Here is a 14,657-nt window from a genome sequence, read left to right on the forward strand (position 1 = left end):
TCTCCACCGCCGCTGCCGCCGCCGTCTCCACCGCCGCTGCCGCCGCCGTCTCCACCGCCGCTGCCGCCGCCGTCTCCACCGCCGCTGCCGCCGCCGTCTCCGCCGCCATTGCCGCCGCCATTTCCACCACCTGGGCCACCTGGTGCTCCGCCGGGACCGCCTGGCGCTCCGCCACCAGACCCGCCGCCAGAGGAGCTACCTCCTCCAGAAGATTCGCCGCCCGAACCATTCTCACCGCTGGAATTGGAACCGCTCCCAGATGACTGGCTGGAATCACGATCTTCGCCATTCGAGGTCACCGCCGCGATCGTTCCAGTTGAAAAATCCGTCAACAATGCGGCCAAACCGGGGCACTGTTGACCAGTTGCAGCCAGTATCGAATCGAAATCGGAGTGCTTCTGCAGCCGGTTCAGGAAACTCGGGGTCACCTGAGTGCAATCACACAGTGTTTGGTAGTCTCCTGCATTTGCTGCGATCCGTGCTGTGCGTGCGTCGCAAACCCCAGATGCAGCTTGCGCTGTGGTCACCAAAAGCGCCCCAACAAACGGAGAGGCCACCAAAGCCGAAACGCTAGATTTCAGTTTAATTCGCATCATTTAGCTCCTTGCGCCTTAACACCCAAGTGCGTCAGGGTCTTCGATTACCAAGTGGGAGCCGCAAATGAAGTGCGGATAAATATCCGCTGAAGATGCGTTAACTTTGGCTCACCACCACTCATTAAACTCGGGCACAACACCAGTTGTGACGGTCCGATAGGCCAAATATACAACATCTATTAGGACCGCCACATCAAAAGTGGCAGAAAAGTGTCAAAATTTTGGAGAGGTATCCGTGATGCAACTATCGACATCCGCGGCAATCATAACTGGCGGCGCGTCAGGTCTGGGCGAGGCAACCGCCCGCTATTTCGCAGAACAGGGCGCGCAGGTGACGCTTCTGGACCGCGACGCTGAGCGCGGCCCAAAAGTGGCCGCAGAGATCGGTGGGCATTTTACAGAAACGGATGTGACAGACGAAACCTCAGTCGCGTCGGCAATTGAGCAAGCAAAGGACAAGATGGGCCGCATCACGGTCGCGGTGAACTGCGCCGGGATCGCCTATGGGATCAAGACAGTCGGCAAGGATGGTCCCCACCCCCTGGACGCGTTTCAGCGCACAATCGACATCAATCTTGTGGGAACGTTCAATGTCTCGCGCCTGGCCGCAGCTGAAATGGCTAAGAACGAACCCGAACCGGACGGCGCGCGTGGAGTAATCATCAACACGGCCTCAATCGCAGCCTTCGACGGACAAAAAGGACAGGCGGCCTATGCAGCCTCGAAAGGCGGTGTCGTGGGAATGACGCTGCCAATGGCGCGCGATCTGGCCTCAACCGGCGTTCGCGTTATGACCATCGCTCCGGGGATTTTCATGACACCGATGCTGGCCGGTCTGCCCGAAGAGGTTCAACAACAACTGGCGGCAGATGTCCCAAACCCTGCACGTCTGGGTGATCCGAAAGAATACGGGCGGTTGGCCGGTTTCATTGTCGAGATGGGTTACTTGAACGGGGAAGTCATCCGCATCGACGGCGCCCTTCGTATGCGTTAAGCCTGTCCCATGACAGAGCGGGAAAAGATGCAGTCCGGGCAGTGGTATAACTGCCTGGACCCGGAACTTGAGGCACTGCGTACCCGTGCCCGGCACGCAGTCCACGCACATAACACCTGCCTGCCTGATGCCCGTGGTGCCATAGCACCCGAGTTGCTGGCGTTGTTCGCTCGCGTCGGGCCGGATTGCTTACTTGAGGCTCCGTTTCATTGCGCCTACGGGCTTAACATCCACCTCGGCGCGCGGGTCTATTTCAACACGGGTTGTGTCATTCTGGATACCGCACAGGTTCAGATCGGTGATGACTCGATGTTCGGCCCGCATGCCCAGATCTACTGTGCTCAGCACGCCAAAGACCCGGCAGAACGCGCACAAGGTTTGGAAATCGGGATACCGGTGACCATTGGCCGAAACGTCTGGGTTGGCGGAGGTGCCATCGTGATGCCCGGCGTCACCATCGGCGACAACGCCATTATTGGCGCAGGCAGCGTTGTGACCAAAGACGTCGCGGCCGGGGAAACGGTTGTCGGCAACCCTGCCCGACCATTGACGCGCCGCTAGGCGCCTTCGGCCTTTTCCTCAAGCACCAACCACTCTTCTTCGGCGGCGGCCAGTTTCTCTTGCCGTTCGACCAGCGCCTCAGTCGCCTTCTGGAACTTGACTGGTTCACGGGTGAACAGCTGGGGATCGGACATAAGCTCTTCCAGCTTGCCGATTTCGGCCTCTAGGCGGGCAATCTCGGCAGGCAACTTCTCAAGCCGATGCTTATCCGAGAAAGATAGCCCGGATTTCGGCTGCGCTTCATGCTTTTGCTTTGACTTCGAAGTCTTTGCTTTTTCAGCTTTCTTTTCTGCAACGTCACCCCGTTGCGCGATGTAGTCCGACCATCCGCCCGCATAGACGGTCGCGCGGCCATTGCCCTCCATCGCAATCGTTGTGGTGGCAACTCGGTCCAGAAAATCCCGATCGTGGCTGACCAGCAGGACGGTGCCGTCATAGTCGTCCAGCAGTTCCTGCAACAGGTCCAGCGTTTCAACGTCCAGATCGTTGGTCGGTTCGTCCAGCACTAAAAGGTTCGAGGACTTGGCCATCAGTTTCGCCAACAGCAAACGCGCTTTTTCGCCACCTGACAATGACTTAACGGCCGCTCTTGCCTGCGCATCATCGAACAGGAATTCCTTGAGATATCCGACCACGTGTTTGGGTTGACCCCCAACCATCACCTGATCCGCCTTGCCCGAGACCCGCATCTCGGGATCGCCGGTCAGGCTGTCCCACAGGGTCATTTCGGGATCCAGCTGCGCGCGAGCCTGGTCGAAAACCGCGATCTCAAGATTGGTGCCCAGCGTCACTGTTCCTTCGTCGGGCTGTTCCTTACCCAGCAACATCTTGAGCAGGGTTGTCTTGCCCACACCATTCGGTCCGACAAAGGCAACCCGATCCCCACGTTGTGCCAACAGATCAAAGTTCCGAACGATCTGCTGCGCGCCAAAAGACTTGGATAACCCCTTGGCTTCAATCACTTTTCGCCCAGACTTTGGCCCGCCTTCCAGCGACATTGCCGCTGATCCCTGACGTTTGATCTGCGCGGCCTTTTCAGCGCGTAAGGCCTGCAAAGCCCGCACCCGGCCTTGATTTCGCTTGCGCCGTGCACTGATACCTTCGACCGCCCATTTGGCTTCAGACTTGATCAGACGATTCAGCTTGTGACGCTGTTGATCCTCTTCTTCCCAAATCTTGTCGCGCCAGGTTTCAAAAGCCTCAAACCCTTGTTCCTGCCGCCGTACCATGCCGCGGTCGATCCACAACGTCGCGCGGGTCAAAGCGCGCAAAAACGCACGGTCATGTGAAATCAGAACGAAGGCTGCGCGGGTCGATCCCAGTTCGCGTTCCAGCCAGGCAATCGCTTCGATATCCAGATGGTTCGTCGGCTCGTCCAGCAGCATCAGGTCCGGCGCTTCGGCCATCAGCTTGGCCAATGCGGCCCTGCGACGCTCGCCACCCGAAGCGGTTTCAATCGGGCGGGAGGGATCGAACTTCAACCCCTCGCCCGCGCGTTCGACCTTGTACAGCTCACCCGGCTCCAACTCGCTGGACGCATAATCGCCCAAGGTCGCAAACCCTTCCATGCCGGGGTCCTGCTCCATGTAGCCAACAGATTTTCCGGGCGGCACCACGATATCACCCTGATCAGGCTCGACTAGACCGGCCATGACTTTCATCAGGGTCGACTTTCCCGACCCGTTTCGCCCAACCAACGCAACTCGGTCGCCCGGCTGAACCACTAGGTCCAGCCCCGAAAACACCGGATCGCCCCCGAAAGTCAGGGAAATGCCGGACATCTGCAACAAAGGAATTCTCGCCATGCCGCCAGCTAAACCGGTGGACACAAAGCGTCAACGCCCCTGTTTCACCTTTTCGAAAATACTCAAACTACCGGACCACTGCGCGCAGCAACCGTTTTCGGGCCGGGGGGATCGCCCCGATCTCAAGCCCGGTGAATACATGCAGCGTATTCATATGCCGATCCACAACCGCATGATCACTGACCCAGCCGCCCATCATCAGATAGGTGCGCAACAATGGAGGCATCCGCAACATAGCCTTTTTCACATCGGGCCTACGCCGCAGGCGAGAGGCAAACTTGAATACATCAGGGGCCTTGACCCGCGGCAACCAACGCTTTGGCGCCAGATGCCGTTGCTTCAACATGGCAAAGGCGTCCAGATACTCGACAGTTTCGGTTCCTGCAAAGGATGAACAGCCGAACAACATCTTGACGTTGTTCTGGTCCACGTAATTGGTCATCGCACCCCAGGCGACCCGCAGGATATCCGGGTCTGTCCATTCCGGGTGAATGCAGAAACGGCCCATTTCGACCATGCGGCCGTCGAACCCTTTGAGGGCAGACAGATCATAGAACTGGGCAGAATAACTGCGGTCAACCTCGGCCCCGTGCTCCATTGTCAGCATTCTGAAACAACACACCAGCCGTCCATCGGAGCGCGAATCTTCAACAAGGATATGCGCGCAGACCGTATCAAATTCATCCCGGTCAATCTGATCCGTCCCAAATGCCAGAGTTCGCAGTTTCTGCGCCGCCTCCACATCCTGTGGTGACTGCGCCAAACGAGCCCGGTATCTGCCCTTGCCCAGCAATAATGCCATGGTCGCATCCTCCGCGGTTGCTGACCTGCTTCATGTTGCAGCGGTTCTACCACAGAACATGTGACTGTCCTGTGACCGTAGCAAGAGGCGGCGCAGACTTAATTCGCGCCCGGAATGTTCGCAGGGTTGAAGTTGCCGATATTGCCCAACAGCTGGCGCAGGAAGCCACGGTTCTGAACGCTGGATTCGGTCACGCGGCGGTCCAGTACCACCACATATCCATCCTCAAGACCAAAACGTTCGATATTCCGCACAACGCCACGCTGGTCAAAGCTGATCGCAACCAGTTCGCGCGACACCACTTCGGGGCGCTTAGGGCCGTAATGGCGCACGCGAGAGCGGACATAGTAAAAACCCGAATCCTTCACCAGCCCGGCAGAGCTGGGCGCTCCGATAGTTTCAACAACGCTGTCGCGGGTATCGACGCCCACTTTGATCTCAGCCAGTTGGTCAGCCGGCGGGACGTATCCGTGATTCTTGAAGATTGGCGTGCAAGCGCCAGCCGCAACCAAACAGGCCGCAAAGACAAGCCTTTTGGACGCCGGTTTCAACCTGTTCACAACCTTCAACATTTACATCCTCTTGCCTTGGGACCTTGCGGACCCTATCCGATTACATAAACCGCAGCCCCGGTTCAACACACGAAAGGGTCACGAATGACGACTAATACATCTCTGCGGGTGGCCGACCTGCCCCAAAACGCGCCCACGCCGTTTGATCTGCGCCCCGATAGCAAGGGCCTGGACGCGATCAAAACCGAACTGGGATTGTTGGGCCTGCGCAAGCTCAGCTTTGTGGGTGACGTAAGGGCACAAGGCAAACGCGATTGGATTCTTGCCGGAAAACTGGGGGCGACGGTGATTCAACCCTGTGTCGTGACGCTTGAACCCGTAACCACGCGCATCGATATCCCTGTGTCACGGGTCTATCTGAAAGACTGGCAAAACCCCGACGAGCCTGAATTCGAAATCCCCGAAGGCGATGAGACCGAAGCACTGGGCGCGGAAATTGACCCCGCATCGGTGATGATTGAGGCGCTGTCGCTTGCCCTGCCCCAATACCCACGGAAGGACGGCGCAGAATTGGAACAGGCCGGCTATACTGAGCCGGGCAAACAGGCGATGACGGACGAAGACGCAAAGCCGTTCGCCGGACTGGCGAATTTGCGCGATGCTTTGAAAAAAGACGAGTGACATAGGTCTGTTTTCCTGTCATAGCAGGCCTCCAGAAAAATCGCTTGAACATGCCGAGAATCGCAGTATTTTCGCGCGCTCAACGGAATTTGGGTTGGACATTGCGGGGCCCGTCCCCTAAACGCGCGTCAAACCACTAGAAAAACGAAGAATGAAACCCCGGCCAGCAGCGAATCTGCTGACCCTTAATAGACAAAGGTTGAGACCATGGCTGTCCAACAGAACAAAGTTTCCAAGTCGCGCCGCAACAATCGCCGCGCACATGACGCTCTGGTTGCTGCAAACCCGAACGAATGCGCAAACTGTGGCGAACTGAAGCGCCCGCACCACGTCTGCGCGTCCTGCGGCCATTATGATGACCGTGAAGTCGTCGCTCAGGCCGACGAAATCGACCTGGACGAAGACGCGGCCTAAGCCTCATAACTCGTAGGCCAAGGCATGACGGAACAGCCCACGCAAGCCGGACGGATTACCATCTCGGTTGACGCTATGGGCGGAGATTCGGGGCCCGCGACTGTTGTTGCGGGCATTGCCAAATCGGCAAACAAGAACCCCGATATCGCCTTCGTTCTGCACGGGCCCGAGCAAAAGTTGCGCAAACTTGTCGCCAAACGGCGTGTCCTGCAGGGACGCGTCGTTTTTCGTGATTGCCCCGACGTGGTCACGATGGAGGACAAACCTAGCCAGGTCGTCCGCAGCGGCAAGCAGACATCGATGTGGTCGACGCTGGAAACAGTGCGCAAAGGCGAAGCCCACGGGGCTGTTTCCTGTGGCAATACCGGCGCACTGATGGCGCTGTCGATGATGCGTTTGCGCAAATTGCCGGGTGTAAACCGCCCGGCAATTGCGATTCTGTGGCCCTCGCGCAACCCTCAGGGCTTTAACGTGATGCTGGATGTCGGCGCCGATGTGCGGGCCGACGCCAAGGATCTGCTGCAATATGCATTGATGGGGGCGTCTTATGCCCGCAACGGCATGGCACTGGATCGGCCCCGGATCGGTTTGCTGAATGTTGGCACCGAAGAACACAAAGGCCGGGCCGAACTGAAAGAAGCCCACGCGATGATCTCGGAATTCGCAGAGCAGGCGAATTTTGACTTCGCAGGCTTCGTGGAGGGCAGCGACATTCCCGGTGACAAGGCGGATGTCATTGTTACCGATGGCTTTACCGGAAACGTCGCAATCAAAACCGGCGAAGGCACGGCCAGCCTGATCGGTGACCTGCTGCGCGAGGCCTTCAAATATTCCCCCCTGTCCCGGCTCGCATCGGTTCTGGCCATCACCTCGCTGCAACGGTTGAAGAAACGCATCGACCCACGCCAAGTGAATGGCGGTGTCTTTCTTGGCCTCAACGGAACCGTGGTCAAATCACATGGTGGCGCAGATGCCACCGGAGTTTCGGCAGCGATCAAACTGGCCTTTACCCTGGCCGAGTCCGGTTTCGCCGAAAAATTGGCGGCACGGGTTGCATCGACAGCCCAGCTTGCACAAGATGCCGCGCACGTACCGCCAAAGGCGGGCGAATAACAATAAAGGCAGTACCCCCAAATGGCAGGCCGTTCAGTTGTTGTAGGTGTCGGACACTATTTGCCAGAGCGCATCGTTCCGAATTCCGAATTTGAAAAGACGCTAGATACGTCGGACGAGTGGATCAAAGCTCGCTCGGGAATCGAACGCCGCCACTTTGCCGCTGATGGTGAAACCACGTCCGATCTGGCGACCAACGCTGCCTTGGCCGCCCTGGCCGATGCTGGCCTGAAGGCCGAGGATATCGACGCCATCATCCTGGCGACATCTACAGCTGACCTGACTTTCCCCTCTGCCGCGACAATGGTTCAAGCGCGCCTGGGCATGACCCACGGATTTGCGTTTGACGTGCAAGCCGTCTGTGCGGGCTTTGTCTTTGCCCTCAGCAACGCCAACGCTTTGATCGTGTCCGGTCAGGCCAAACGTGTGCTGGTCATCGGCGCCGAGACGTTTTCGCGCATCATGGATTGGACTGATCGGTCCACTTGCGTGCTGTTTGGCGACGGTGCCGGCGCGTTGATTCTTGAACTGCAGGACAGCGAAGGAACCGCGCAGGATCGCGGCATTCTGTCGACCGACCTGAATTCTGACGGGCGCTACAAGGATTTGCTCTATGTCGACGGCGGCGTGTCGACTCAATCGACCGGGCATCTAAGAATGCAGGGCAATCAGGTGTTCCGCCACGCGGTCGAAAAGCTGGCGAAGACCGCTGAAACCGCCTTGGGGCGTGCCGGTCTGACCAACGCGGACGTCGATTGGATCGTGCCGCACCAAGCCAACATCCGCATCATTCAGGGCACTGCCAAGAAAATGGGCCTGCCGATGGAAAACGTTGTCGTGACAGTTCAGGATCACGGCAACACGTCCGCCGCATCGATTCCCCTGGCCCTGTCAGTGGGCAAACAACGGGGCCAGATCAAGACCGGGGATCTGATCGTGACCGAGGCTATCGGCGGCGGCCTGGCATGGGGCGCAGTGGTTCTGCGCTGGTAACCGGCGCAAAACGGCTTACACAGCCTCGTGCAATTCATTGATATTGACAGCGAATTTGCCATCACCATATTCTCTGATATCAACAGGGGAAATGGTATGGGCGAAAAAACACTGACGCGAATGGATCTGAGCGAGGCTGTTTTCCGCGAGGTTGGCCTTTCACGTAATGAAAGTGCGCAGCTTGTCGAAAGCGTCTTGAACCACATGTCGGACGCACTGGTCCAAGGTGAACAGGTCAAGATTTCATCGTTTGGTACGTTCAGTGTTCGGGACAAAACCGCGCGCATCGGCCGTAATCCCAAAACCGGCGAAGAGGTGCCAATTCAGCCTCGACGTGTCCTGACATTCCGCCCGTCGCACCTGATGAAGGATCGCGTCGCCGCAGGGAATCGCAAGTAAATTCGGGACGGAACGGTCATGAGCAAGTCCCCCGACGCCTTTCGCACAATAAGTGAAGTTGCGGACTGGTTAGGCGTTCAGGCTCATGTCCTGCGCTTCTGGGAAAGCCGTTTTAACCAAGTCAAACCCGTCAAACGCGCGGGTGGCCGCAGGTATTACCGGCCAAATGATATGCGCCTTTTGGGTGGTATCAAAAAGCTGCTGCACGAGGACGGGATCACCATAAAAGGCGTCCAACGCATCCTGCGTGAACAAGGCGTGGCCTATGTTTCCTCGCTGTCGCCCAGCCTGGATGAGCCCGCCGCGCCTGAAAGCGCCCCGGCAGATGATACCGTTGTCGTGCCCTTTTCCGCCAAGCCTGCCACGCCCAGCGATCAGATTGATCTGGATCTGGGCGAACCGGCCCCGGTAGCCGAGGCAACCGCTCCGGCTGAACAAGCCCCTCAGGCCGAAACGCCCCCGCCTGCCCCGCAGCAACCACAAGCAGAGCCATCACAGCCTGCGCCCGAGTATCTGGATGAAGCCCCCCTGATGGGCGGCATCGCCACACAAGCGTGGGAACGGACCGAGTTTGACGACGATCTTTTGCGTCGGATTGCACCAATCGCCAAGGACTTGCGCGCTGTCATCAACCGAATTGAGAACCGGTCGGCAGGATAAGAAAAAAGGCGATGATTTCCTCTTGCCCCCGCCGGGAAAGTCTTTATGAACACCTCAACGTCGGGCTATGGCGCAGCCTGGTAGCGCGTCCGTCTGGGGGACGGAAGGTCGCAGGTTCGAGTCCTGCTAGCCCGACCAAATCACACCGACGTTTATGGCAGACAGGCCAGATCCCGCTCTGGCAACAGAGGGGATCGAAATGATAGGTGTATGCCCAAACCAACAGATCGAGGCGATGATCGGTCGCGGTGAGATCACCGCCAGCCCCGAGGTTATCCCGGCACAAATCCAACCCGCTAGCCTTGATTTACGTTTAGGTACAGTTGCTTACCGGGTTCGCGCCTCATTTCTATCCGGCGAAGGACGCACGGTCGCGGATCGTCTGGCCGAGTTTGAGATGCACCGCATCGACATCACCGACGGAGCCGTTCTGGAAAAAGGCTGCGTCTATCTGGTGCCGCTGATGGAATCGCTGGCCCTGCCCGCCGATACCAGCGCGGTGGCAAATGCCAAAAGCTCGACAGGGCGGCTGGATCTTCTGACCCGCACAATCACCGATGGTGGCACCGAGTTTGACCGGGTACCGGCAGGCTATAACGGGCCGCTTTTTGCCGAGATCTGTCCACGCTCATTCTCGGTTCTGGTGAGACCAGGCATGCGGCTGAACCAGATTCGCTTTCGTCAGGGTCAGGCAATGCTCAGCGACGCGGAACTGACCGCATTGCACAACGACTCGCCACTGGTCGACGGACCGGCGGTCATTCAGGATGGGCTGGGATTCTCGGTCGACCTGCAATTGCCCGACACTGATCTGGTTGGCTATCGGGCCAAACCGCATACCGGTGTGATCGATCTGGACCGGATTGGGGAATATGACCCGCAAGAATACTGGGAAGAGGTGCGCACCACCGATGGCCGTATAATCCTGGACCCCGGCGCATTCTATATCCTGGTCAGCCGCGAGGCGGTCCATATTCCCCCCATGTATGCGGCTGAAATGGCCCCCTACCTTGCAATGGTAGGCGAATTCCGGGTGCACTATGCCGGATTTTTTGACCCTGGCTTCGGTCACGCCGCGGCGGGCGGAGCGGGATCACGCGGCGTGCTGGAAGTACGCTGCCACGAAGCCCCATTTGTTCTGGAACATGGGCAGGTCGTCGGGAGGCTGGTCTATGAGAAGATGGCCGAAATGCCTACACAGCTTTATGGAGCAAGTATCGCTTCAAACTATCAGGGACAGGGGCTGAAATTGTCCAAACACTTCAAGGCTGTTGGTTAACATTACATGAACCGGCGCACGTTCGGACTACGTGCTGCGCCGGGCTTACCTGCTAGGCTTGACGATTGCTGTCGTCATTTGTACCCGAGTCATGAGGCACAGCCGATCTTTGTTTCGGCTTTCCCATCCGGCCCGCCACATCAAAACCCTTGTCGATTCCTTTGTTGACGACCCGCCGCATGATCTGGCGGATGATCATGTCGATGATGCGATTCATATTCATTGCTCAACTCCTCAGATTGGCCACAACATAGGTGATTCCAACGGCAACAAAAGGGCCAAGTTATCACTCTTCCTCGAACAGCTCGGTCTGGTCCTCATCTTCGCTGTCATCACGCCCTTCGCCCAACGGCATCGTGCCCGGGGGCGGCCGGTTTTCCAGCAACCCAGCAGCCCGCAATTCCTTGAGCCCCGGAAGATCGCGGGCGTTTTCCAACCCGAAATGATCCAGAAACTGTGGCGTCACAACAAAGGTGACCGGACGGCCGGGTGTCATCCGGCGACGGCCCAGACGGATCCACTCCATTTCCAACAGTTGGTCGATTGTACCGCGCGAGACCGAGACGCCCCGGATCTCCTCGATCTCGGCCCGCGTGCAGGGCTGATGATAGGCGACAATGGCCAGCGTTTCGATCGCTGCGCGGCTCAACTTGCGGGTTTCAACCGTTTCCTTTTGCATCAGAAAACCCAGATCGGGGGCGGTGCGAATAGCCCAAGCCTCACCCACGCGGACAACGCGGACACCCCGGCCTTCATACCGTTTCTGCAAAATTTCAACCGCTTGCGCCGCGTCGCTGCCATGGGGCATCCGCGCCTCAAGGTCGGCGATCGTCACTGGCTCGGAACTGGCGAACAGCACAGCCTCGACCATGCGCTCCTGTTCCGCCAAGGGTGGCGCTTCGAACAGAGTGCCGGTGCCTTCGTCTTGCGGTTCGTCAGTCACGTGTGTCAGTCCTTTTGCGCAAATGGATCGGTGCAAACGTCTCGGTTTGCTTCATCTCCATATGTCCTTCTTTCACCAGCTCAAGCGAGGCAGCAAAGGTCGCTGCAGTGGCCGAGCGGCGACGCACCGGGTCAGCGTCCCAGCCCTCGGGCAGATAGGATTCCATATCCGTCCAAGCCCCGGCAAACCCGATCAGCGGGCGCATCCGCTCTAGCGCTTGTTCCATTGTGAACACTGAATCGCGGTCCATAACAAAGGGGCGGAACTCGTCACGAGTTCGGATACGGGCGTATCCCTGCATCAGATCCAACAGCGTGGCAGAGTAAGTCACGGTGCGGATACGGGTGATATCCTCACCCTGCCCGCGTTTGAAGAAATCGCGCCCCAGTTGATCACGGGCCATGAGACGCGCGGCAGAGTCGCGCATGGCCTGCAGGCGTTCCAACTGGAACGCCAGGTGAGCGGCCAGTTCCTCGCCCGAGGGGCCTTCGTCATCCGGATCCGGTGGCAACAAAAGCCGGGATTTAAGGAAGGCCAGCCAGGCGGCCATTACCAGATAGTCCGCCGCCAGTTCAATCCGCAGCGCGCGCGCCTTTTCCACAAAGGACAGATACTGCTGCGCAAGCGCGAGAACCGAGATTTTCCGCAGGTCGACCTTTTGGGTTCGCGACAGGGTCAACAATACATCCAACGGACCTTCGAACCCGTCGACATCAACAATCAACGCCTCTGCCGCAAGACGATCCGCGACCGAGGCCGGGTCTTCGCTAAAGAGATTATCGTTCATATACCTGCCCGCCCATTAGGGCAGATAGTTCCGCTTCGGCCGCTTGGATGTCAAGTTCCACAGGCTTCTGTCGCATCGACAACGCCCTTTCCGCGCGCTTTTGCGCTTGCGCGGTCATTTCTCCGGCTGTTTCCAGCACCTTGGCACGCGCGTCAAACGTTCCGTTACAGTGTAGAACCACGTCGCACCCTGCGGCCAGTGACTGACGCGCAATGTCTTCGGGCGCGCCACTCAGCGCTTTCATCGAGATATCGTCGGTCATGATTAGACCGTCAAAACCGATTTTATCGCGGATCAGCCCGATCATCGCAGATGAAATCGTAGCTGGTTGCGGATCAATCCGGTCATAGACCAGATGCGCCGTCATCCCCATCGGCAGATCGTTCAGCGCCCGAAACGGTTCGAAATCCGCTTGCTCAAGCTGGTCCTGTGTCAGGTCCACATGCGGCAGGTCATGGTGGCTGTCCAGCGTTGCCAATCCATGCCCCGGCATGTGCTTAAGCACCGGCAAAACACCCCCATCCAGATGGCCTTTGGCAACAGCGCGCCCAAGAGTTGAAACCCGATTGGGATCAGAGCCATAACAGCGGTTCTTCAAAAACGCATGGGTATCGTCGCGCGCCAAATCGACCATCGGGGCGCAGTTGCTGTCAATGCCAAGCTCGAACAGCTCTTTTGCGATCAATCGATACCGCAGATACATGGCGCGTTCCGCCTGATCCCCGGCGCGGCCCGCATGATCCAGGGGCGGCATCCATTCGCGTGCCAATGGCGCGCGCAGACGCTGCACACGGCCACCTTCCTGGTCGATGGTGATAGGGCAATTGCGCCCTACGGCATCGCGAAAGTCATCGCATAGGGCACGAACTTGTTCAGCTGTATCTATGTTGCGCGCAAACAAAATGAACCCGAATGGGTTCATCTGCTGGAATAGTCTCTTTTCCTCTGACGTCAGGCGCAGCCCTTCGGCATCGGTGATCGCAGCTCCGAATGTCACCGAACGGCAACCGGGATACAGTCTGCACCTTGTGCGACCAGAGCGGCACAGAACTGACGCGAGTCGCTCAGGTCATCAAACCCAAGAACACGCAGACGATAGAATGTCCGCCCGCCGCTTGAGGTTTTCTGGATAACACGTTGTTTTCCAGCCATATACTCACCAAAACGGCCATTCATGCGATCCCATTCCGCACGGGCCACATCCGAGCTTTCATACGCACCCAGCTGGGCCATGCGCGTGCCTTTGGACAGGGTATTCGGATCCACGTCAACGCCAACGGCGGCTTTGACAGCGGCGTTGATCGCAGCTTCGGTACTGCTGTTGGATGAAATCCCGCTTGGCGTCGCTCGGGCTGGCCGCGTGGACGGACGCAGGGACCGGCGAACACCGGGCAGTGCCGCCAGTTCCGGGTCCGGTAATTGTGCGGCCAGATCAGCAGGATCAATGGCGGGCTCTTCCTCGGGCAGTGCCAACGAGGCGAGTTGTACGCCCTGCTCTGCCGGGTCATCCGTTTTCGCCGCCCCACCGGCCAATTCTGCAACCAGGGCATCGACTGTATTCTGGCGCAGCTGCGCGGCCTCTTGATCCGAGATCTCTTCTTCGACGACATGCACGGCCTGCGTCGGCTTCAGCGGTTCAACAGGCGTATCTTCGTCTGTCAGCGAAACCGGGCGCGGCGCGAGGATCAAGCGATCTGCTGGTGGCGCTGCCGTTCCAACGGCTGCCACGGCATTGACGGCCAGACCCTGGTGATCGGCCGGGGTGCCGCCGGGGTTTTCCGGCTGAATGCGCATTGGCCCCTCGATGGCGCGAACAACAGGCACGCCACTAACGTCGCGCATCACCAGTTTGAAGCCCCAGACGCCGATCCCGGCGACCAATGCCAGCGACGCTACTGCGCCCATGACGTTGACGATACGGCCCAGCCCTGCCCCTCGCGGAGCCTGTTCATAACCATAGGAGTCGTCGGGATACTCATACCCATCCTCAGGATGAGGCTGATTCGTGTAATGCATCTCCTCAGGGCGCATCTGCCCCGAGTAATCGTAACTTGCCATGTCCGCCTCACCGCCCGATTGCGCCTTAAAAAGTGGCGCGCGGGTCATTTCTTGCCTACC

At 58.4% G+C, this 14,657-nt stretch carries 18 protein-coding genes and 1 tRNA gene; 10 read left to right on the forward strand and 9 right to left on the reverse strand.

Annotated features, from left to right (window positions below):
• Nucleotides 1-593, reverse strand: a 593-nt coding sequence (locus AC2FID_RS11360) for a hypothetical protein (RefSeq protein WP_496836881.1), incomplete at its 3' end; no start/stop codon positions are given.
• A gap of 241 nt (nt 594-834) precedes the next feature.
• On the opposite strand from AC2FID_RS11360, the gene AC2FID_RS11365 reads away from it, so the two are divergent.
• Nucleotides 835-1,590 (forward strand): 3-hydroxyacyl-CoA dehydrogenase, encoded by a 756-nt coding sequence (locus tag AC2FID_RS11365; RefSeq protein WP_282169407.1) that lies wholly within the window; start codon nt 835-837, stop codon nt 1,588-1,590.
• Between the two features lie 9 nt (nt 1,591-1,599).
• On the forward strand, nt 1,600-2,151 hold the full coding sequence (locus tag AC2FID_RS11370) for a sugar O-acetyltransferase (protein ID WP_496836883.1): 552 nt from the start codon (nt 1,600-1,602) through the stop codon (nt 2,149-2,151).
• On the opposite strand, the gene AC2FID_RS11375 is transcribed toward AC2FID_RS11370, so the two are convergent.
• From AC2FID_RS11375 to AC2FID_RS11385, 3 genes are all read right to left on the reverse strand, one after another.
• Nucleotides 2,148-3,956 (reverse strand): ABC-F family ATP-binding cassette domain-containing protein, encoded by a 1,809-nt coding sequence (locus AC2FID_RS11375; protein ID WP_496836885.1) that lies wholly within the window; start codon nt 3,954-3,956, stop codon nt 2,148-2,150. The two genes, AC2FID_RS11370 and AC2FID_RS11375, sit on opposite strands and share 4 nt — an antisense overlap.
• A 67-nt stretch (nt 3,957-4,023) precedes the next feature.
• Nucleotides 4,024-4,758, reverse strand: a complete 735-nt coding sequence (locus tag AC2FID_RS11380; protein ID WP_058274496.1) for a GNAT family N-acetyltransferase — start codon at nt 4,756-4,758, stop codon at nt 4,024-4,026.
• Nucleotides 4,759-4,856: 98 nt separating this feature from the next.
• On the reverse strand, nt 4,857-5,330 hold the full coding sequence (locus AC2FID_RS11385) for an outer membrane protein assembly factor BamE (protein WP_058274497.1): 474 nt from the start codon (nt 5,328-5,330) through the stop codon (nt 4,857-4,859).
• An 84-nt stretch (nt 5,331-5,414) separates the two neighbouring features.
• On the opposite strand from AC2FID_RS11385, the gene AC2FID_RS11390 reads away from it, so the two are divergent.
• From AC2FID_RS11390 to AC2FID_RS11425, 8 genes are all read left to right on the forward strand, one after another.
• Nucleotides 5,415-5,951 carry a YceD family protein gene (locus tag AC2FID_RS11390; RefSeq protein ID WP_058274498.1) on the forward strand — a complete coding sequence of 179 codons (537 nt, stop codon included), beginning with the start codon at nt 5,415-5,417 and terminating at the stop codon, nt 5,949-5,951.
• Between the two features lie 207 nt (nt 5,952-6,158).
• The gene (gene rpmF, locus AC2FID_RS11395) at nt 6,159-6,365 is read left to right on the forward strand and encodes a 50S ribosomal protein L32 (RefSeq protein WP_037316137.1); all 207 of its coding nucleotides are present in this window, start codon (nt 6,159-6,161) and stop codon (nt 6,363-6,365) included.
• A gap of 24 nt (nt 6,366-6,389) precedes the next feature.
• Nucleotides 6,390-7,478, forward strand: coding sequence for a phosphate acyltransferase PlsX (gene plsX, locus AC2FID_RS11400; protein ID WP_058277573.1), 1,089 nt, complete (start codon nt 6,390-6,392; stop codon nt 7,476-7,478).
• A gap of 21 nt (nt 7,479-7,499) precedes the next feature.
• Entirely contained in the window at nt 7,500-8,471 is a 972-nt protein-coding gene (locus tag AC2FID_RS11405) for a beta-ketoacyl-ACP synthase III (protein ID WP_472723933.1), read from the forward strand.
• Nucleotides 8,472-8,567: 96 nt separating this feature from the next.
• The gene (ihfA, locus tag AC2FID_RS11410) at nt 8,568-8,870 is read left to right on the forward strand and encodes an integration host factor subunit alpha (RefSeq protein WP_058274526.1); all 303 of its coding nucleotides are present in this window, start codon (nt 8,568-8,570) and stop codon (nt 8,868-8,870) included.
• A gap of 18 nt (nt 8,871-8,888) precedes the next feature.
• Entirely contained in the window at nt 8,889-9,530 is a 642-nt protein-coding gene (locus tag AC2FID_RS11415; protein WP_496836888.1) for a MerR family transcriptional regulator, read from the forward strand.
• A gap of 61 nt (nt 9,531-9,591) precedes the next feature.
• Nucleotides 9,592-9,668, forward strand: a tRNA-Pro gene (locus tag AC2FID_RS11420).
• Between the two features lie 61 nt (nt 9,669-9,729).
• Nucleotides 9,730-10,809 carry a 2'-deoxycytidine 5'-triphosphate deaminase gene (locus AC2FID_RS11425; RefSeq protein WP_496836890.1) on the forward strand — a complete coding sequence of 360 codons (1,080 nt, stop codon included), beginning with the start codon at nt 9,730-9,732 and terminating at the stop codon, nt 10,807-10,809.
• A gap of 52 nt (nt 10,810-10,861) precedes the next feature.
• On the opposite strand, the gene AC2FID_RS11430 is transcribed toward AC2FID_RS11425, so the two are convergent.
• The 5 genes from AC2FID_RS11430 to AC2FID_RS11450 form a co-directional block, all read right to left on the reverse strand.
• Nucleotides 10,862-11,032 carry a hypothetical protein gene (locus tag AC2FID_RS11430; RefSeq protein WP_158541293.1) on the reverse strand — a complete coding sequence of 57 codons (171 nt, stop codon included), beginning with the start codon at nt 11,030-11,032 and terminating at the stop codon, nt 10,862-10,864.
• Between the two features lie 63 nt (nt 11,033-11,095).
• Entirely contained in the window at nt 11,096-11,752 is a 657-nt protein-coding gene (gene scpB, locus AC2FID_RS11435) for an SMC-Scp complex subunit ScpB (protein ID WP_282151414.1), read from the reverse strand.
• Nucleotides 11,745-12,539, reverse strand: a complete 795-nt coding sequence (locus AC2FID_RS11440; protein ID WP_058274503.1) for a segregation and condensation protein A — start codon at nt 12,537-12,539, stop codon at nt 11,745-11,747. Before AC2FID_RS11440 ends, scpB begins: the two co-directional genes overlap by 8 nt.
• Nucleotides 12,529-13,536 carry a beta-N-acetylhexosaminidase gene (gene nagZ / locus AC2FID_RS11445; protein ID WP_496836892.1) on the reverse strand — a complete coding sequence of 336 codons (1,008 nt, stop codon included), beginning with the start codon at nt 13,534-13,536 and terminating at the stop codon, nt 12,529-12,531. Before nagZ ends, AC2FID_RS11440 begins: the two co-directional genes overlap by 11 nt.
• Nucleotides 13,533-14,645: an SPOR domain-containing protein gene (locus tag AC2FID_RS11450; RefSeq protein ID WP_496836893.1), complete on the reverse strand. Its 1,113-nt coding sequence runs from the start codon at nt 14,643-14,645 to the stop codon at nt 13,533-13,535. The genes nagZ and AC2FID_RS11450 overlap by 4 nt, the downstream gene beginning before the upstream one ends.
• Nucleotides 14,646-14,657 lie beyond the last annotated feature (12 nt).

Source organism: Ruegeria sp. CDSC068 (assembly GCF_059610545.1).